The sequence below is a fragment of the Pseudoalteromonas issachenkonii genome (genome assembly GCF_002310795.1).
Taxonomy (GTDB): domain Bacteria; phylum Pseudomonadota; class Gammaproteobacteria; order Enterobacterales; family Alteromonadaceae; genus Pseudoalteromonas; species Pseudoalteromonas tetraodonis.
The window spans coordinates 1,963,641-1,981,747 of record NZ_CP011030.1; the positions used below are offsets into that span (position 1 = coordinate 1,963,641).

The 18,107-nt window shown below is 40.5% G+C and carries 20 protein-coding genes; 3 read left to right on the forward strand and 17 right to left on the reverse strand.

Annotated features, from left to right (window positions below; genetic code table 11):
• Positions 1-4: 4 nt before the first annotated feature.
• Together PISS_RS09010 and PISS_RS09015 are read right to left on the reverse strand one after the other, a co-directional pair.
• Positions 5-976, reverse strand: a complete 972-nt coding sequence (locus tag PISS_RS09010) for a sensor domain-containing diguanylate cyclase (protein WP_013465184.1) — start codon at positions 974-976, stop codon at positions 5-7.
• Between the two features lie 6 nt (positions 977-982).
• Positions 983-1,987, reverse strand: coding sequence for a response regulator (locus PISS_RS09015; protein WP_013465185.1), 1,005 nt, complete (start codon positions 1,985-1,987; stop codon positions 983-985).
• A gap of 221 nt (positions 1,988-2,208) precedes the next feature.
• Between PISS_RS09015 and tpx the strand changes: the two genes are divergently transcribed.
• Positions 2,209-2,790 (forward strand): thiol peroxidase, encoded by a 582-nt coding sequence (gene tpx / locus PISS_RS09020; RefSeq protein ID WP_013465186.1) that lies wholly within the window; start codon positions 2,209-2,211, stop codon positions 2,788-2,790.
• A gap of 74 nt (positions 2,791-2,864) precedes the next feature.
• On the opposite strand, the gene adk is transcribed toward tpx, so the two are convergent.
• From adk to PISS_RS09070, 11 genes are all read right to left on the reverse strand, one after another.
• Positions 2,865-3,509, reverse strand: a complete 645-nt coding sequence (gene adk / locus PISS_RS09025; RefSeq protein WP_013465187.1) for an adenylate kinase — start codon at positions 3,507-3,509, stop codon at positions 2,865-2,867.
• 362 nt (positions 3,510-3,871) lie between these two features.
• Positions 3,872-5,785, reverse strand: a complete 1,914-nt coding sequence (htpG, locus tag PISS_RS09030; RefSeq protein WP_058154833.1) for a molecular chaperone HtpG — start codon at positions 5,783-5,785, stop codon at positions 3,872-3,874.
• A 130-nt stretch (positions 5,786-5,915) separates the two neighbouring features.
• Positions 5,916-6,629: an RluA family pseudouridine synthase gene (locus tag PISS_RS09035; RefSeq protein ID WP_058154835.1), complete on the reverse strand. Its 714-nt coding sequence runs from the start codon at positions 6,627-6,629 to the stop codon at positions 5,916-5,918.
• A gap of 105 nt (positions 6,630-6,734) precedes the next feature.
• Positions 6,735-7,343: a recombination mediator RecR gene (gene recR, locus PISS_RS09040; RefSeq protein WP_024602877.1), complete on the reverse strand. Its 609-nt coding sequence runs from the start codon at positions 7,341-7,343 to the stop codon at positions 6,735-6,737.
• 6 nt (positions 7,344-7,349) lie between these two features.
• Positions 7,350-7,676: a YbaB/EbfC family nucleoid-associated protein gene (locus PISS_RS09045; RefSeq protein ID WP_013465191.1), complete on the reverse strand. Its 327-nt coding sequence runs from the start codon at positions 7,674-7,676 to the stop codon at positions 7,350-7,352.
• 60 nt (positions 7,677-7,736) lie between these two features.
• Entirely contained in the window at positions 7,737-10,070 is a 2,334-nt protein-coding gene (gene dnaX, locus PISS_RS09050; protein WP_058154836.1) for a DNA polymerase III subunit gamma/tau, read from the reverse strand.
• A 3-nt stretch (positions 10,071-10,073) separates the two neighbouring features.
• The gene (apt, locus tag PISS_RS09055; protein ID WP_013465193.1) at positions 10,074-10,619 is read right to left on the reverse strand and encodes an adenine phosphoribosyltransferase; all 546 of its coding nucleotides are present in this window, start codon (positions 10,617-10,619) and stop codon (positions 10,074-10,076) included.
• A 161-nt stretch (positions 10,620-10,780) separates the two neighbouring features.
• A complete protein-coding gene (locus PISS_RS19115; protein WP_255314607.1) occupies positions 10,781-10,903 on the reverse strand; it encodes a hypothetical protein in 123 nt (40 codons plus the stop codon).
• Positions 10,904-10,975: 72 nt separating this feature from the next.
• On the reverse strand, positions 10,976-11,728 hold the full coding sequence (locus PISS_RS09060) for an HvfC family RiPP maturation protein (protein WP_058154838.1): 753 nt from the start codon (positions 11,726-11,728) through the stop codon (positions 10,976-10,978).
• Between the two features lie 54 nt (positions 11,729-11,782).
• On the reverse strand, positions 11,783-12,640 hold the full coding sequence (locus PISS_RS09065; protein ID WP_058154839.1) for an HvfB family MNIO-type RiPP peptide maturase: 858 nt from the start codon (positions 12,638-12,640) through the stop codon (positions 11,783-11,785).
• A 68-nt stretch (positions 12,641-12,708) separates the two neighbouring features.
• Complete coding sequence (locus PISS_RS09070) at positions 12,709-13,128, reverse strand: HvfA family oxazolone/thioamide-modified RiPP metallophore (protein WP_058154841.1); 420 nt, start codon at positions 13,126-13,128, stop codon at positions 12,709-12,711.
• 188 nt (positions 13,129-13,316) lie between these two features.
• Between PISS_RS09070 and PISS_RS09075 the strand changes: the two genes are divergently transcribed.
• Positions 13,317-14,297 carry a tRNA-dihydrouridine synthase gene (locus PISS_RS09075; RefSeq protein WP_058154843.1) on the forward strand — a complete coding sequence of 327 codons (981 nt, stop codon included), beginning with the start codon at positions 13,317-13,319 and terminating at the stop codon, positions 14,295-14,297.
• Between the two features lie 59 nt (positions 14,298-14,356).
• Positions 14,357-14,683, forward strand: a complete 327-nt coding sequence (locus tag PISS_RS09080; protein WP_013465198.1) for a TraR/DksA family transcriptional regulator — start codon at positions 14,357-14,359, stop codon at positions 14,681-14,683.
• Positions 14,684-14,697: 14 nt separating this feature from the next.
• Here PISS_RS09080 and PISS_RS09085 read toward each other — a convergent pair whose 3' ends face one another.
• From PISS_RS09085 to PISS_RS09100, 4 genes are all read right to left on the reverse strand, one after another.
• On the reverse strand, positions 14,698-15,741 hold the full coding sequence (locus tag PISS_RS09085; RefSeq protein WP_058154845.1) for a hypothetical protein: 1,044 nt from the start codon (positions 15,739-15,741) through the stop codon (positions 14,698-14,700).
• Positions 15,742-15,802: 61 nt separating this feature from the next.
• Complete coding sequence (locus tag PISS_RS09090; RefSeq protein ID WP_013465200.1) at positions 15,803-17,062, reverse strand: tetratricopeptide repeat protein; 1,260 nt, start codon at positions 17,060-17,062, stop codon at positions 15,803-15,805.
• An 11-nt stretch (positions 17,063-17,073) separates the two neighbouring features.
• On the reverse strand, positions 17,074-17,691 hold the full coding sequence (locus PISS_RS09095; RefSeq protein ID WP_008109338.1) for an energy transducer TonB: 618 nt from the start codon (positions 17,689-17,691) through the stop codon (positions 17,074-17,076).
• Positions 17,691-18,095, reverse strand: coding sequence for an ExbD/TolR family protein (locus PISS_RS09100; RefSeq protein ID WP_006792384.1), 405 nt, complete (start codon positions 18,093-18,095; stop codon positions 17,691-17,693). Before PISS_RS09100 ends, PISS_RS09095 begins: the two co-directional genes overlap by 1 nt.
• Between the last annotated feature and the right edge of the window lie 12 nt (positions 18,096-18,107).

An 18,107-nucleotide genomic window follows, 5' to 3' on the forward strand; every position in this document is an offset into this window, starting at 1 on the left:
ATGCCTAAGCATCATTTTTTATATCAGCGTATACCGACACTTTATTTCGACCTGTTTCTTTTGAATGATAAAGCGCTTTATCGGCAGCTTCAATCCAGCGTTCGTGATCTTTAAACTGATCATCAAAACACGCAATACCCACACTAATGGCCATATGCACCGTGTGCTCATTGTATTTCGCCGGAGAGGTTTCAATTAATTGGCGTAAACGTTCAGCAAATACAATCGCCCCTTGTTTATCGGTATCTAATAAAGTAACAACAAACTCTTCACCGCCGTATCGCCCAGCAATGTCTGTTTCACGCAATGCAGTTTTCAGTAAACTCGCTATATGACGAAGTGCTTCATCTCCAGCACTGTGTCCAAAATCATCATTTACCTTTTTAAAGTGGTCAATATCAAAAATTAATAACGAGCAACAACCTTCGTTTCGCTTCGTTCGTAAAAATTCTTGGTGCAGTAAGTGCTCCCAATGCCCTCTATTGGCAAGCTGGGTTAAACTATCTGTTTGGCTTACTTGTTCTAGTTTTTTATTTAACTCTTCTAGTTCTTTTTTGTTAACCGCAATATCTGTCACATCGTAAATAATAATACAAATATGCTCGACTTCGCCTCGCACATTGGTAAGTGGAATAAACGTGGCATTTTGATACATATAGTCCGCTTTACCGGTAATTGGTCGGTAGTTTTTAAAACGAAAAATATACGGCTGCTGCTCCCAAATAGTAAATGAACGATTCTTTAATACAAACACTGACTCAGATTTACTTCTAAACCATTTTTCATCAATGGCCGGAAATAAATCAAATAAGTCTTTGTCTTTCACAGCGCTCGGTAACAAACCAGAATGATTTTCCATAAAACCATTCCATACATGCACTTTGTATTCTCGATCGAGTACAACAAGACCGACATCAACCGTATTAAACATATCCATTAACCAATGGATTTCATTCAAATCTAAATCAGCTGGCATAAATATTTAATCTTCTAGTAGATAAGCAACTTTGTATTTCAAAGTTTTTAGTGAATCTTCAGTAAAGAGCAACATTAAATCACAACTAATATCATGATTTTCAATACCGTAACTTATTTCTATGGCTAGAGTCCGTTGCCAGCGCGACTTATTCGACTGAACAAGTTCAGAAACGTCCCGATGCTGCCCCAAAACTATTGGATGCCCTTGGCTAAAGGTCATGTCGAGCTGTTTTGACAAGCCGGTTAAAATAGCGCCTATTAAAATGTTACTTACATCCATTAGCAACTCTAACTCAACCTTGTCGTTTAGTTCACCTTCGTAATTCATCAGTGAGGCTATTTCTTTAAAACTAGAGTCATTTAAAAGTAATAATGCCTCGCCAGATACCCCGCCACCTATAAAGCCTTGGCAAATACCCGATGTAGTATCATTGGTATCAACAGAGCTTAACGCCATGTTGAGCTCACTGACTTCTAAAACATTAACATTAGGAATGGGTAACTTAACAAATACATTAAGCAGTCTTGCCAGTAAATCTCCCGCTTGACCCATGGCAACATTAGTCAGCTCTTGATATATATCACGAACATCAGGGTCAACTTGTTCACCTAACGAGTGAGACATGCGTTCACGCAGTGCTCTATCTCTAATACCATGATGTTCAATAATGGCAGCAAGCTTTTCTGGGGAACACGGTTTTTGAATAAAATCTATGGCGCCAAGCTCAAGCACACGTTGATGCGCACTCGGTTGAATATCGCCTGATACCACAACAGTGAGAACGTCGAGTCCTTGCTCTTTCATTGCAGCAAGCACGCCATAACCGTCCATTTCTGGCATATTTAAATCAAGGAAAAGAATTTCAGGCTGGGCTTTAGTTATTTGTTTTATGCAGTCTACACCGTCACATGCAAATTCAACTTTAATATCCCAATCATCGGGTAAAGAGCGAGCTAATTGACGTCTAGCTAGTTTTGAATCATCACAAATTAAAACCGATGTTGACATATTATCTCTCTATTTTAAAACTTGTTGTACGCTGACACCGCAAAAAATAAAGGCACGGATATTATTAATTAATACCTATTTCTTATATATACATAGTAATCAAAGTATTGCTTATTTACAATTTTAGGGAAAAATAAACGCGTCAATTATTCTGCTTGGTAACTCCATCACAGTATAATACACTCACCACTATTACGTTAATTCTTAAAAGGAAAAAATCCATGCGTCGTTCATTAGCCTTTGCATTGAGCCTGTTTTGTTGCACTAGTTTTGCATCAGAGTTACCTGAAAACACCTTAGATGCAGGAAAAGTAACAGCGCAAGGTAAACCTGTTACGTTACTAGGCCAAGGCCTTAAAGTCGGTGCTGATGCGCCAAATTTTAAAGTGGTCGACGACAGCTTTACTGCCATTACATTAGAAAATTACCAAGGGCAAGCTGTATTGATAAGCGTGGTACCAAGCTTAGATACTGGCATTTGTAGCCTGCAAACAAAACATTTTAATGAAAAAGTAGCGCAACAGTTTCCTGGCGTAGCCATGTTAACGATTAGTGCCGACCTACCTTTTGCACAAAAACGTTTTTGCAAAGCAGAAAATATCGATAAAGTTACGACACTTTCTGATTCTGTATGGCGTGATTTTGGCCAAAAGTATGGGTTAATAATTAAAGATATGGGGTTACTTACTCGCGCTGTTTTTATTCTCGATAAAAGCCATAAAGTTATATATAAACAATTAGTTAGTAGCTTATCAACCGAACCTGAATACGATAGCGTTATTGAAAAGCTTAAAACGCTTTAAAGGTCGAATTTCAGATAATAAAAAACCGCTATGAAGCGGTTTTTTTTGATTATGCTCTTAATTTTAGATAAAAATTAACCTAAAAGCTCAGCTAGTTGCTTGCTTACTGCTTCAACCGCTTGAGTACCGTCTAATTTATGGTACTGCGTATTACCAGCTTGCGCTTCTGCTTGGTAGTAGTCAACCAATGGCATTGTTTGCTCATGGTAAATGCCTAAGCGTTTACGAACTGTCTCTTCTGTGTCATCCGCACGGATAATAAGCTCTTCGCCTGTTTCGTTGTCTTTACCTTCCTCTTTTGGTGGATTGTAAACAACATGATAAACACGACCAGAACCAGGATGAACACGACGGCCACCCATACGCTCAACAATCACTTCATCAGCAACATCAAATTCAATAACGTGATCAACGACGACGCCATTGTCTTTCATTGCATCAGCTTGTGGAATGGTACGTGGGAAGCCATCAAGTAAAAAGCCTTTCTCACAATCAGGTTTTGCAATGCGCTCTTTAACAAGGCCAATGATGATGTCATCAGAAATTAACTGACCTGCGTCCATTACTTTTTTTGCTTCAAGGCCAAGTGGTGTGCCCTCTTTAATTGCAGCTCGTAGCATATCACCGGTAGAAATTTGTGGAATACCGTATCTATCCATTAAAAACTGAGCTTGAGTACCTTTACCTGCACCCGGCGCGCCCAAAAGAATAATGCGCATATCATTGTCCCCTAATATGAGAGTTTATTTTAAAGTCTGAATTCTTCCACAAGCGCCGCAGATACTCAAGTAACTTATACTAATTGTCTAGAGTCTGTTGGCCTTTGCGGATTAATATTTGTGCAAACCAGGGGGAGTTTAATCGCGGCGCAAGGTTTGTAACTTAGTAGGCTGAGTAAAAATCGAGCAAAGCTTCTGCGTCCTGCTCACGCCATTTGCCACCATCCATGTAGGCAGACAGACCCCTTCGGTCAGCGTCTATGCAGCAAATTTAACCTTTAAAAATCAATAAACTCTATGCTCCAGCGCATAAAAAAAGGGAACGAACGTTCCCTTTTTACTCAATCATTGATTTTTAATACTTATTTGCTTAAATCAAGCATAAGTTTATTTAAGCGAGTGACAAATCCAGTTGGATCTTTAAGCGTACCGCGCTCAGCTAGTAATGCTTGATCTAGCAATACATGTGACCACTGCGCAAATTTATCTTCGTCTTGCTCATCATTTAAATGCTTAACAATCTGGTGTTCAGGGTTTAGCTCAAACACAGGTTTAGCTTCTGGCACTGCTTGACCTACTGACTCCATCAGCTTTTGCATTTGCGAGCTCATGTCGTTGTCGTCGCTCACCACACAGGCTGGCGAATCGGTTAAACGATGTGTAAAGCGTACTTCTTTAACATCATCACCTAATGCAGTTTTAATACGCTCAATAAGGCCTGCAACTTCTTTTTCAGACTCTTCTTGCGCTTTTTTAGTTTCTTCGTCGTCTAAGTCACCTAAATCTAAATCACCGCGAGTAATTGATTGAAATTGCTTGTCTTCAAATTCAGTTAAGTGGCTCATCATCCACTCATCAACACGGTCACTTAGTAGTAAAACTTCAATGCCTTTTTTGCGGAAAATTTCTAAATGCGGTGAGTTTTTAGCTGCAATAAATGAGTCAGCAACAACATAGTAAATTTTATCTTGGCTGTCTTTCATACGCTCAATGTATTGTTCAAGCGAGACATCTTGAGTGTCTGAATCGGTATGCGTTGAAGCAAAACGTAATAGCTTAGCAATGCTCTCTTTGTTAGCCGCATCTTCCGCAGGGCCTTCTTTCATTACTTGACCAAATTCATTCCAAAACGTTTGGTAATCATCGGCTTTGTTTTTCGCCATACGCTCAAGCATTTTAATAATACGCGACGTACACCCCTTGCGGATAGCTTGGGTCACTTTGTTATCTTGAAGTATTTCACGCGATACGTTTAGTGGTAAATCATTTGAATCTAATAAACCTTTAACGAAACGCAGGTAGCTTGGCATAAACTGCTCAGCATCATCCATAATAAATACACGTTGCACGTATAATTTTAAGCCACTTTGGCGCTCACGGTTCCACAAATCAAACGGCGCTTTTTTAGGAATGTATAACAAGCTGGTGTATTCAGTTTTACCTTCAACTTTGTTATGTCCCCAACTAAGTGGATCTTCCCAGTCATGGCTTACATGCTTGTAAAATTCTTTGTATTCATCTTCAGAGATTTCAGACTTATCACGCGTCCACAATGCCGTAGCACGGTTAATGCTTTCCCACTCACCAGGAACTGCTGGAATTTTCTCGCCGTCTTCGCCTTCAGACTCTGGTACTTCTGCTTTGTACATTTGTACTGGTGTAGAAATATGATCAGAGTATTTAGTCACAATACTACGAAGGCGCCATTCGTCTGCGTACTCTTTTTCTTCTTCACGTAGGTGTAGAATAATGTCTGTACCGCGGCCTTCTTTTTCAATTTCTTGCAGCGTGTATTCACCTTCACCTTTTGATTGCCACTCTACAGCTGTTGTCTCGCCTGCTTTACGGGTACGCACTGTCACTTCATCAGCAACAATAAACGCTGAGTAAAAGCCCACACCAAATTGACCAATAAGTTGTGAATCTTTGCTTTGGTCGCCCGTTAAGTTTTTGAAAAACTCTGCGGTACCCGACTTTGCAATTGTACCTAAAGAGCTGATCACTTCATCACGTGTCATACCAATACCATTATCAGAAATGGTTATCGTATTGGCTTCTTTATCAGCACTAATACGTACACGTAAATCAGCATCACCTTGATATAGGTCGCCGTTTGATAACGCTAAAAAGCGTAATTTATCGGCTGCATCAGATGCGTTTGATACAAGCTCACGTAAAAATATTTCTTTATTAGAATAAAGCGAGTGAATCATTAAGTTTAGTAATTGTTTTACTTCTGTTTGAAAGCCTAATGTTTCTTTTTGTGCTGCAGTCATTTATGTATCTCCAATTTGCAAAGTGTCTGCGTTATGCACTTAATATGGGGGGAGGTGTCAGAACTTCAAGGGAAAAAAGTAAAAAAAGCTGCCAGCAAAAAACAACAATATTATAAAAAACAATATCTGTTCAAAATGGGCTAGCACAGTGTAAATGCATCGGCTTTTGAGTGCTTGGATGATGAAAGTATATATCGCTGGCATGTAACTGCAAACGCGACGCCATCTGCTCACTCTGTTCACTTTTATACAAATCGCAGCCTAAAATAGGATGCCCAATTGCATGACTATGAATACGTAATTGATGCGTTCGACCAGTAACGGGGGTAAATTGCACTAACGTCTTGATTGGTTGTATAAAACGCTTAAGTACTGTGTAGTGTGTTAAGGCCGCTTTGCCTGTGGTGTTACATAATTTAACACGAGGAAAATGGAGTTTGTCTTTAGCAATCGGGTAATTTATTTGTCCGTGGTTATCGCACACTTTTCCTTGCAACATAGCGACATAGCGTTTGCTTATGGTGTGACTTTGAAATTGTTGATTGAGGTTTTTTGCCGACTCACTATTGAGTGCCACCAGCATGATCCCTGAAGTTCCAAAATCTAATCGATGAGGTAACTTTGCTTCTGCAAAGGCGGCTGTTTTACCCTGTTGACCATTGACTAAACGATAATGAACGGAATCCCAATTTAGTGGGTTTTTACCCGACAAACTCAATAAACCGCTAGGTTTATTGATCACTAAAAGCGCCTCATCTTGATAAATAATTTTTATGTGTTCATGGCAAACAGGTGCGATAAAGTCATCAACAATCACATTAGCACTTTGGGTTATTGCAGCCATACCATCCTTAAACTTTTGTTTATATTGCAATTAAAGCCAACAAAAAAGCCTACAGCATGTATGTAGGCTTTTAAAGTAAGTTCAAATAGTTAAGCTTAAAATAAACTATTCATGGCTGACTAAGCGCCTACCGCTAAATGCATGCATAAGCGTCATTCCATCGACTAAATCAAGCTCACCACCAACAGGAATACCATGAGCAATACGCGATGCACCCACATTGTTTTTGTGGCAAAGCTGAGCAATATAATGCGCCGTTGTTTCGCCTTCAACCGAAGGATTTGTGGCTAAAATGACTTCATTAATACCGCCTTGCGCAAGCTTTTGCTCGAGTACATCAAGGCCAATTTCTTTAGGCCCTATGCCATCAATCGGTGATAAATGCCCCATTAATACAAAGTAAAGCCCTTTGTATTGACCTGTTTGCTCAATGGCGAGTACATCCGTTGGCGATTCAACAACACATAAAATACCACTGTCTTGGCGTTTAGTGCTTAAGCAAATATCACACTGCGCCTGCTCGGTAAATGTGCGGCACGATTGGCAATGACCTACAGCACTCATAGCTTTAGTCAAGGCATTACCAAGTTGAGCACCGCCTTTACGGTCGCGCTCTAATAAATGAAATGCAATACGCTGGGCAGACTTCGGACCGATGCCGGGCTGACAACGAAGTGCTTCAATAAGCGATGTTAAACTATCTGAAAGTTGCATAGTTGCTTAGAACGGCATTTTCATACCAGGTGGTAATTGCATACCGCCTGTCACTTTACCCATGCGTTCTTGCGTTTCATCGGCAACACGGCGAACAGCATCGTTACATGCTGCAGCTAATAAATCTTCAATCATGTCTTTGTCGTCTTCCATTAAGCTTTCATCAAGCTCAACACGGCGCACGTTGTGGTTACCAAGCATGGTTACTTTAACTAAACCGGCACCAGCTTCACCAACGACTTCCATTGTTGCGATTTCTTCTTGGGCTTTTTGCATGCGCTCTTGCATTTGCTGCGCTTGCTTCATCATGTTACCCATTCCACCTTTAAACATAATCGTCTCTCTTTCTTTTAATACATTAACTGAAGTATAAATAAGGGCACTGATAGTTAATTACAATGCCTGAATACTGTTTTCGTCAATTTCAGCGCTAAATAGCTGTTGAAATTGTACTATATTTTCATCACTTGTGATCACATCAATCGCTTGCTGATGACGACCTGCATCAATTTTTTGTTGAATTAAATAAGGCGAGTCAATCACCCCACTGGCAAAGTCGATATTTAGCTCAACGTTATGCCCATAAATAGTCGATAACGCCACATTTAACTTTTGGCGCAGCATAGGCGTATCTAAATGCTTTTGCGATTCATCCACTTCAATATGAAAATGATTGTCTTGCTTGGTAAAAATTGAATGCAAGGCAAACTGGCGCATGCGCCCGCCAAGCCCCATTCGCTTAATTAAATAAGCCCATTCATCTTGTTGATGGGCAAATCTAATTTCACTGATGGGGCTTTGAAAATCATCCGGCACCGGAATACTTGGTGCTTGTTCAACAGCAGGAGCTGGTTTTTGCGGATTAATTTGCTCTAATAGCTCAGGTGCAAGATTTTCGGTAATTGTTTGGTGCTTCGCTTTAAAGTCAACTTTATTTGCAGGTTTAGTGCTTACCTGTGGCTTGCTCCCTGACATGGGGAGCGCTGGCTTTTTTGGTAACTCATCACCCGTCTCACTATCCCATGGAGGCGGCTCCTGCGCTACAGCTTGAGGTGTATTGCTAATAGGTTTATCGACTTGCCTCGCAGGGGTCGATTTTGGCACAACAGGTTTTTCGGTTGCTGCGCTTGACAGTTTGCCCGCACCGGAAATATTTCTGTCACGTAAAATACGCGCTATTGCAGACTGTGCACGTGCTTCTTGCTCGCCCATTGTTGGCGCTGAATGCTCAGTGCTACTAGGTACGTTTGATAGCTCAGGATTAAATCCTTGGTCAACCGCGCTACTCATTACATCATCGTATTGCGCTGCAATGGTTTGTTCTACATCGCTGTGCTGCATGTAGGCATCATCTTCGCTTTGACGCTGCGCTTGTTCATCGCTCATTGGCGTTGTATCAGACATGTTTGGCTGACTTTGTGTTGACTCTTGCTCAATGTGAGTCGGGCTATTATCAGAGCGCGAAACCTCAGGCTCAGGAGCCTCTATTGGCTGTGGATTATGTATTGAGGGCTGACTTTCAGTGCTATTGCTCTGCGCTGGTTTATTTTTATTTAAAATATCACGCAATGCATTGGTACGCCCTGTGGCATTTTGCTCTGGCGCGGGTTGCGAGCTAGGTACTGAATGCGTCGTTTGTGAGTGCTCAGGTTGAAATGCTAACAATCGTAGCATAATCATCTCAAACCCTAAGCGTGGCTCAGGCGCCCACTGTAAATCTTTTTTGCCATTCAGTAATAACTGATAATACACTTGAATTTGCTGAGCATGAGTGTGCGCTGCAACATGCTTAATGTAGTCAGCATTATTGCTATCAAGTGCTGCCGCTTCAGGCACTAATTGGCTTAATTGAATAATATGCGTAAGTGCAATTAAGTCATCAAGTAGTGCAATGTAATTAGGATTTCTGCTCGCGACTTGGGCAACTTCAGCCATTAAGGCTGCGCCATCCTGCGCGAGTAATGCAGCGAGTAAACTCTGACTATAATGGGTATCCATTAAACCAAGCATGGCTTGAACAGCTTGATTATTAATATCGCCATTTGTTTGGGCAATAGCCTGATCTGTCAGGCTCAGCGCATCTCGCATACTGCCATCGGCTGCTTTAGCAATAATGCTTAGGGCATCATTATCAAAATTGAGCTGCTCTTGCGTAAGAACATGCTCAAGCTGTTGCTTAATTTCAGCTTGCGACAAGGCATTTAAATTAAACTGTAAGCAGCGCGATAAAATAGTTACCGGTAATTTTTGTGGATCGGTGGTCGCCAGTAAAAACTTTACATGCTCAGGTGGCTCTTCGAGCGTTTTTAATAAGGCATTAAAGCTGTGCTTTGACAACATGTGTACTTCATCAATTAAGTACACTTTATAGCGTCCGCGGGTTGGCGCATATTGAACGTTATCGAGTATTTCGCGAGTATCTTCAACTTTTGTGCGTGAGGCCGCATCTATTTCGAGTAAATCAATGTAGCGCCCTGCTTCTATATCAACACAGCTACTACATTGACCACATGGTGTGGCAGAAATGCCCTCATCACAATTTAAGCTTTTAGCAAAAATACGCGCAATGGTCGTTTTACCAACACCACGGGTTCCAGTGAATAAATAAGCGTGATGCAGTCTATTTTGACTCAGCGCATTAACCAGCGCTTGTTTAACATGAGACTGCCCAACCAATTCATGAAAGGTTTGAGGACGCCATTTTCTCGCTAGAACCTGATAACTCATCGATTATTCGCCTTCGAATTCAACCAATTTTAGGATTTTAATACCCATTTTTTCAACACGCTGCTCCCCACCTAGTTCAGGTAACGATACGACGAATGCTGCATCTGTGGCGTTGCCGCCTAATTTTGCAACCAACTTGGCTGTTGCTTCAATTGTACCACCGGTCGCCAACAAGTCGTCAACTAGCAATACTTTATCACCGGCTACAATCGCATCAGTATGAAGCTCTAATGTATCTTCACCATATTCGAGTTGGTAATCTTGGCGAATAACTTCGCGCGGTAATTTACCAGGTTTGCGAACAGGGATAAAAGGAATTCCCAAGGCATAAGATAGCGGTGCACCAAAAATAAAGCCACGCGATTCTGTGCCAATAATTTTAGTAAAACCTTGATCTTTATAGGCGTTAATAAATGCATCTATGGTTGCTTTAAACGCTTCAGGGTTTGCCATTAGGGTTGTTACATCGCGAAACATAATGCCCGCTTTAGGGTAATCAGCAATTGTAGTAATGCTGTTTTTGATAATTGCTGGTGTTACTTGAGTCATAATTTTAACTGCTCAATGGTTCATATTACAAAGCAGGTGATTATAACCTTAAGTGAGCGTAAATTGCGAGTTTGCGGTAGTTATAAAAATTCAGGAAGGGTAAACAAGATAAAAAAATATAAGGCTGATGAAAACAACAGCCTTATGAAATAAAGCAAAAATTACGTCAAGCTGGTGATCCAACCTAAAATAGCATTTAAACACCCTATTCCAGCAAACACGGCTAAAAATGCAAAAAAGTAAGCCGCATTAAACGGGTCTTTAAACTCTTTATCATCTGACATCGGTACAACCTTTTATTAAGCACAACAAATAAAGGCGTTATAATAGACGATGTGAAATAATCTATAAAGAGCTTAATCTTGATTTTTTGTCACTATAATTTGACGCTGTGCCATAGCCGTTAGGGTACTTAATGCGCCTTGAGTTATTTGCTCAAGGCTAAATTGAGGTGCATTTTCACTGACTTGCTGGCAAACATGCTCAAATGTGCTTCCTGCGTTATTGTCAATAATAGACAAAAGCATGGCGGTCATCGCATTAGTTGCTAAAAATTGTACTTCATCGTCTTTATCTCTGTACACCACAAAATAATGTGGCTGCTCAGAGGGCTGTTGCGGTTGAAACGCTTCGCTAATATGTTGCACAGGGAATTCATAGCTTAAGTTACGTGCCGTTTTAGATAAATATAAAGGGCTATGGGTTAATTGATTCGTTGCCAGTTCGCTCTCATTCAAGTCAGCCTGAGTTACCGATACATCAAGTTCAATCCATTCATAATGCGCCAGCGCTAGCATAAACACAGGGTCGCACTCTTTGGGCACATAACTTGTCATTAAGTACGTTATAAACTCTTCAGCAATATCTAAAAAGTAAGGCGACTGACAATCATGTTCACTAAAAAATTCACGAACACGTAACTGCCATTGTTGCTCAGTATAAAGTGTTTTTAATACCGGAAATGCTGATGAAACAAACCCATTGATGTTATTAAAAAAAAGCTCCCGATAAATAGCCATACGTCTGTCTTCAACATCTGCTGGGCAAGGGTTCGTGTTGGGCTGGCGAATATGAGCCATAAACTCATTTTGAATATCGATAAAACTCATAGTTAATACTCTTTTAAAACCATGCTGTTGTTATTACTAGCTGCATAGGACTGTTTAAGCACTTTGCTCAGTGGATAACAGCTGCAGGTGCTTTGCTTGTAATTGATGAATTATATCCAGCTCTTTGGTTAACACGTTAATAGGTGGAATATTAAAGTCCCGCTCTAACAGCGTCGGAAATACACCATGTGTTTCATAAGCGCTATCAAGCAACTGCCATACGGGATCAATAACATCGGCGCCATGAGTATCTATAATCAAGTCCTCGGCTTCGTTGTAATGCCCTGCAACATGGGCATAAGCAATTCGGTTAGTTGGCAATGCAGCTAAAAAGGCATGTGCATCGTAGCCATGATTAACTGAATTAACATAAATATTATTTACATCTAGTAGTAACTGGCAATCAGCCTGTTCTAAAATAGCGTTTGTAAATTCAAGCTCAGTTAACTGTTGTCCAGGCGCGCCATAATAAGACACATTTTCTAGCGCTAGCGGGCGTTCTAAAATATCTTGTACCTGTTTAACCCGAGAAACAACATGGTTAACCGCCTCCTCAGTGAAAGGGATCGGCATTAAGTCATACATGTGTCCTTTTCCTGAACAATAACTTAAATGCTCGCTGTATACTTTAATATTATGAGTATCAAAAAACGGTTTTAACGACTTTACAAATTCAAGGTCTAGTGGCTCAGGCGAGCCAATAGAAAGTGACAAACCATGGCAAACAAAATAATTAGTATTGGTTAACTGTTTGAACTGCTTTTCAAAGCGTCCACCTAACTTTAACCAGTTTTCTGGGGCCACTTCCATAAACTCAATTTGTTTTGGTACAGCACCGTCTAGCTCATCTAGCATTTCTCTTCGCAAACCTAAACCGACCATGCCAAAGTTAGGCGTTTGAATGTGAGCCATAATAAAACCTCATATTAAATAAAAAGGGCCTAATAGGCCCTATAGCTTAACGTATTTAAAAGAAAAGTTTATTGACCACCGCATTTACCTTCGCCACACTTGCCTTCTTTTTTGGCCTTAGCTTCGCCGCATTTACCTTCGCCGCACTTGCCTTCTTTTTTGGCCTTAGCTTCGCCGCATTTACCTTCGCCGCATTTGCCTTCTTTTTTGGCTTTAGCTTCACCGCATTTGCCTTCGCCGCACTTACCTTCTTTTTTGGCCTTCGCTTCGCCGCATTTACCTTCGCCGCACTTTCCTTCTTTTTTGGTTTTAGCTTCACCGCATTTACCTTCGCCGCACTTGCCTTCACCTGCGTCTAACTGGTAACCAGCAACCATTTGCTGAAATTCAAATGGGTTAGCTTGTACATCTGCACTGGCCATACTTGCACTGCCAACAACCACTGCGCCGAGTGTTAATGCAATTGAATTTTTCTTTATTGTATTCATTTTTTATTACCTTCTAAACTTGTCAGATATCATTATACAAGTAGACCTGCATAAAACTAAAAACTTTCACATTATCTATTTTTTCTAAAATAACTTAGTAAACTAACTATGAACCCTAATAAGCGTTTTATCAATTTATGATTTACAGGTAAACTGGCGCTCTTTTTCAGTAATAAATTAATCACACTATGAAACTTGTTTTAGCACCTATGGAAGGTGTCGTTGACTTTAAAATGCGCCAACTACTCACCGACATAGGTGGCTTTGATCTTTGTGTGACTGAATTTATCCGCGTTGTAGATACTTGCTTGCCTGATAAAGTATTTCACCGTTATTGCCCTGAACTAAAAAATGCAGGGCTAACTCGATGTAGCACGCCGGTTCGAATTCAGTTATTGGGCCAAGTGGCTGACGTCCTAGCTGAAAATGCAGTAAAAGCAGTTGGCTTAGGCTCCCATGGTGTTGACTTAAACTTTGGCTGCCCGGCAAAAACGGTGAATAAAAGCAAAGGGGGCGCTGTTTTACTCAAAGACCCTGAACATATGTATTCAATAATTAAAACTGTAAGGGATGCCGTAGACGCTGAACACGAGGTAAGTGCAAAAATTCGCTTAGGTTTTGATGATGATAGTAATAGCCAAGAGATTGTCGATGCCGTTGTCAGTGCAGGTGCGAGCAGTATTGCCATTCATGCGCGAACTAAACGCGATGGCTATAACCCGCCTGCCTATTGGGAAAAAATCCCTCCTTTAGTTAAAGATAAACAAATTGCGGTGGTCGCCAATGGGGAGATTTGGCAGGTAGAAGATGCCCTTTTATGCCAAAAGCGCAGCGGTTGCACTGACTTAATGATTGGCCGTGGCGCCCTTTCACATCCTGATTTAGCTCGTAAAATTAAAGCTCATATTAATAATGAAGATTATAGTGAGTTAACGTGGGAAAATATTTTACACCATATTATTTACTCATCCATGCACCAAACCGCCAGTAAAGATACCAAGTACTTTGCCTCACGCACAAAACAATGGCTTGGTTATTTAAAACGTCAGTACCCACAAGCAGGACTATTATTTGACGAAATACGTCGTTTAAAAGCCAAAGATGAAGTGGCAGAGGTATTAAAAAAATATGCGAAAGCGCCACAATTTGATACAAATCATAACATCTAAGATAATCTAACTAGATAATAGCAGTATCACTGAGGACTAATTTAAGGGTTATACTGCTAATGCATCATCAGCAACGACTAAACGATGAAATTGAAAGTGTTAAAGCGACTATATTAGGCTTGCTATCACAATCTACACACCCTACACATCAAAATTTGCTTTGTATACTAACCCGTACCTCAAATGAAGAGTGGCTTGATATAGCAGCTCAGCAATTAGGCACCGAGTATAATCCCTTGATTGAGCGTATGAATAAGCTTGAAGCGGCAATAAGCCAAATTGACATTGGCCAGTATGGTTACTGTTGTGACTGTGAGGAAAAAATATCAGCGCAGCGCTTAGAGCAAGACCCTGCAGCGCAGCGATGTGATCAGTGCGCTAGTTAATAGCGCACTAAAGTTTAATTAAGTAGTTGTGGAGCAAAACTAAACGCTTGCCCTGGATAAAAAAGAATATCTTCAACTAATAAAGTCGCTTCCTCTTCACTTATGTTTAATCGTTTAAGTAAATTTAAGCGTGCTTGTGACAATGTCCAAGCGTGATAATGCACCCCTAGATCAGTCTCCATCATAGCCATATAGAGCAGTTCATCGGCTGGTTCTAATTGTGAAGCGTTAGCCCTCAGAGGTAATAGCGTATAACCCGTTAACCAGTCTAAACCCGCTATTTTCGAATCAGTTAAAAGTAATGTGGTAAGCTGTGAGGCATTTGAGGCTTCTACCGTTGTTTGCTGTTTTTGACTCTGCATTGATTTGAATTTGCTATCAATACGACTTAGCCACTCAAGCGGTGAGAGCACAGCATTTGCAAAATAATTTAATTTACTTTGATACCACTGACTGCCATTAGCAAGGCCTGATAAACCAATGCTGCCTCTTGGCTTATAGTGCGCCAAATAATTGTTTAACTCACTCAACGCTGCATTAAGTTCAACCGGTGTGTTAGTGCGATTTATAGCTTGTTGCACGTACTTTTTTAAATAACTATGTTCAACTTTATTTAGCTTTAAATTACTTTGCTCGGCAGCTTCTAGCTGAGATTTTACAAACCTTAACCATTGCTTAATATTTTTATACTGGGCATCATTTTTCGCCATAGTGAGCATATTAGCCAAAACATTTGTTTGTGCAGGCCATGCAAAATAGCGCTCTGGGAATCGCTCAGCAATAACTAAATAATTAACCTGATTGGTTTGCTCTGCTGATAACTGCATTTGCATTAGCTGCTGATAAATAGCGTGGCGACGCTCTAAATAATCATCTGTAAAAGGGAGCTGCTCATTACTGAGCTGTGTAACCTGTGAATTCGGTTGCGCACTTAAAGCAGTATTAAGTGATATTAACGCGCTTTGCGCTTCTTCATAAGATGAAAATATATCTGTAGGCTTAGAGCAAGACGTTAACAGCAAACAAAATAGCAGTGAAATAATAGGCGTTTTTTTCATGTCAATTCCAATAAAAAAAGCCCCAATGGGGCTTTTTAAAAATACTAGAGTACATTAAATACTAAATTTTAACACCGTTGCGAGCGGCTTTATCTTTAATATATGTAGCCCAACCTTTAGCAAACCTACGTGTGCTTGGGTCGTCCATGGCTTTAGTAATAGCAGCATAAGCTTGCTTATACTTACCTTGGTAGTAAAACGCTTCAGCTAAATCTGAATAAATAGTGCCTTTTTTATCAGAGCCAAGCTCTAATGCTTTGTTCAAACGAACAACAGCAGCGCTGAATTTTTCAGATTGTAAAAGTAATGAACCTGCTTTGCGGTAGAGCTCAGCGTCGTCATCAAATTTAGCAGCTTCTTCGTAATACTTAGCAGCTTTCTCTATATCTTTCGAACGATGGTAGTTACTAGCAATCGCGCTAATATTTTGCTTAGTGCGTTTTACTTTCTCTTCTTTAACAGCCTTTTCAAGCGTTACTGCTGCTTTGTAAGGAATTTCGTTTAAAGAATAAAAGTTAGCCAGTACTTTGTATTCAACTTCGTTTTCGAAGTAACCATTCTTGTATGCAACTTCCATAGTTGCTAGACCTTTTTGGTAGTCTTCGGTTTGTAAATAATACTTACCTAAACCTACCCAAGACTTTTTGTCTTCAGGCCATACACGAACAATTTCTTCTGCAACTTTAACCATATCTTGATATTGCTTTTTCTCAAAATAGGCAGCTAATTTAAGTTGATAAGGAGCTTTATTTGGCTCTTCAGCTAACTTAATTGCTTTGTTTGCCGGTTCAAGAACCTGATCAAATTGTTTAAGCTCATAACTTGCTTGCGCAATACGAGTGTAAACTTTCGGGTCCTCTTCACCTGTGAAGTCCATCCAATCAGAATATGCTTGCTTGGCAGCACTGTATTGTTCAGTACCCGCATACATATCGCCCAAGGTTTTTAAGCCTTGAGCCTGATCAGCAAAGTTCAATACATCCGGTGCAATCGCTGCTTTCATATACTTAATTGCAACTTTGTATTGCTCTTTTTGAGCGTACATGCTGCCTAAGTAACGATTAACAGTTGCTTTATCAAAGTCATTAGACGGTTCTAACTCTTTCAATAACGCTATTGCACCATCAACATCATCTTCGTTATACAAATCAAACGCTTTAATTACTTTTTTACCAGTACGTTCGCCCATGATTTTAGTTTTTGCTTTCTTACGCTCTTCAATCTTTGCGTAATCTGGCGCCGCTAAAACAGGTGCAGTTAATGATGCACCTGACACAGACATAAGAATTGCAAGTGCAGTTACTTTAGAAAAATTTCTCATTACTCGCCTCCTTAATTGCCTTGGTTAAGTTTAAAGTCTAGTTGAACTTGTAAACCAACTTGCTTTTGTGGTTTCCCGTCAATGATCTTAGGACGGTATTTCCACTTACGCAATGCACGTTTAGCTTCACGGTCAAAGATACGTTTTGGATCTGCGTCGATAACATCAACGTCAATCACGCCACCTAACTCATCAATTGTGAACGAAAGTTGAACCCAACCTTCTTTACCATCACGTGCTGCTTGTGTTGGATATTTTGGTTCAATACGAACGATAGGTGTCGCATCACCATCTCGTCCAAATGCACCTGGACCACTTAGTCCACCGGCCGTGCTTCCCACATCGATACTTGGCATATTAAATGACAAGCCACCAGTATTTGGGTTGCTATTTTCCGGCTGTGGCGGCTGCGGTTTAGGCGGCTGCTTTGGCGGTGGCGGAGGCGGAGGCGGTACACGCTTCCTCTCCTGCACCTTAGATTCAGGCGGATTCGTCATAATTTCGACTATGATCTGCTCTTTTTGTTCCGTATTACGGTCAGCCCCACCAGAGATGAGGTATGCCATGAAGTAGAACAAGCCGAAAGTAACTGCCCCACCTGCAATCAGTGAAAACAGAAAACGAATCATTACTGATCTCCAGCTATTGAAATTCTCAGGTTATCACCCGTCGCTTTAATCTGGTCCATCACTTTAACCACTGTGCCGTGTTTTGCTTCTTTATCAGCTTGCAAAATTACAACATCAGTAGGTTGTTCTGCTAATAAACTTTCGATTTTTGCTGAAACACGTTCAACATCAACTTGCTGTTTATCAATCCAGATTGCACCGTCACTGCGAATTGCAATAAAAATGTTAGCATTTTTTTGCTTCGTAGCTTGGGCAGCTTTTGGTTTATTGACCTCGATACCAGCCTCTTTAACGAACGATGTAGTTACGATAAAGAAAATAAGCATGATAAATACGATGTCAAGCATTGGCGTCATATCTACCGCTGCTTCTTCTTCTTCACGAAAACGTTGTTTACGTGCCATATTTAATTCTCT

Bases quoted from the DNA above. Each gene is read 5' to 3' on its own strand.
- tpx (WP_013465186.1), top strand. From the start codon at position 2,209: ATGCGTCGTTCATTAGCCTTTGCATTGAGCCTGTTTTGTTGCACTAGT.
- PISS_RS09035 (WP_058154835.1), bottom strand. From the start codon at position 6,629: ATGGCTGCAATAACCCAAAGTGCTAATGTGATTGTTGATGACTTTATC.
- PISS_RS09070 (WP_058154841.1), bottom strand. From the start codon at position 13,128: ATGAATACAATAAAGAAAAATTCAATTGCATTAACACTCGGCGCAGTG.
- PISS_RS09060 (WP_058154838.1), bottom strand. From the start codon at position 11,728: ATGAGTTTTATCGATATTCAAAATGAGTTTATGGCTCATATTCGCCAG.
- PISS_RS09095 (WP_008109338.1), bottom strand. From the start codon at position 17,691: ATGATTCGTTTTCTGTTTTCACTGATTGCAGGTGGGGCAGTTACTTTC.
- PISS_RS09045 (WP_013465191.1), bottom strand. From the start codon at position 7,676: ATGTTTAAAGGTGGAATGGGTAACATGATGAAGCAAGCGCAGCAAATG.
- PISS_RS09100 (WP_006792384.1), bottom strand. From the start codon at position 18,095: ATGGCACGTAAACAACGTTTTCGTGAAGAAGAAGAAGCAGCGGTAGAT.
- PISS_RS09090 (WP_013465200.1), bottom strand. From the start codon at position 17,062: ATGAGAAATTTTTCTAAAGTAACTGCACTTGCAATTCTTATGTCTGTG.
- PISS_RS09015 (WP_013465185.1), bottom strand. From the start codon at position 1,987: ATGTCAACATCGGTTTTAATTTGTGATGATTCAAAACTAGCTAGACGT.
- adk (WP_013465187.1), bottom strand. From the start codon at position 3,509: ATGCGCATTATTCTTTTGGGCGCGCCGGGTGCAGGTAAAGGTACTCAA.
- apt (WP_013465193.1), bottom strand. From the start codon at position 10,619: ATGACTCAAGTAACACCAGCAATTATCAAAAACAGCATTACTACAATT.
- htpG (WP_058154833.1), bottom strand. From the start codon at position 5,785: ATGACTGCAGCACAAAAAGAAACATTAGGCTTTCAAACAGAAGTAAAA.
- PISS_RS19115 (WP_255314607.1), bottom strand. From the start codon at position 10,903: ATGTCAGATGATAAAGAGTTTAAAGACCCGTTTAATGCGGCTTACTTT.
- PISS_RS09080 (WP_013465198.1), top strand. From the start codon at position 14,357: ATGCATCATCAGCAACGACTAAACGATGAAATTGAAAGTGTTAAAGCG.
- PISS_RS09010 (WP_013465184.1), bottom strand. From the start codon at position 976: ATGCCAGCTGATTTAGATTTGAATGAAATCCATTGGTTAATGGATATG.
- PISS_RS09075 (WP_058154843.1), top strand. From the start codon at position 13,317: ATGAAACTTGTTTTAGCACCTATGGAAGGTGTCGTTGACTTTAAAATG.
- PISS_RS09085 (WP_058154845.1), bottom strand. From the start codon at position 15,741: ATGAAAAAAACGCCTATTATTTCACTGCTATTTTGTTTGCTGTTAACG.
- PISS_RS09065 (WP_058154839.1), bottom strand. From the start codon at position 12,640: ATGGCTCACATTCAAACGCCTAACTTTGGCATGGTCGGTTTAGGTTTG.
- dnaX (WP_058154836.1), bottom strand. From the start codon at position 10,070: ATGAGTTATCAGGTTCTAGCGAGAAAATGGCGTCCTCAAACCTTTCAT.
- recR (WP_024602877.1), bottom strand. From the start codon at position 7,343: ATGCAACTTTCAGATAGTTTAACATCGCTTATTGAAGCACTTCGTTGT.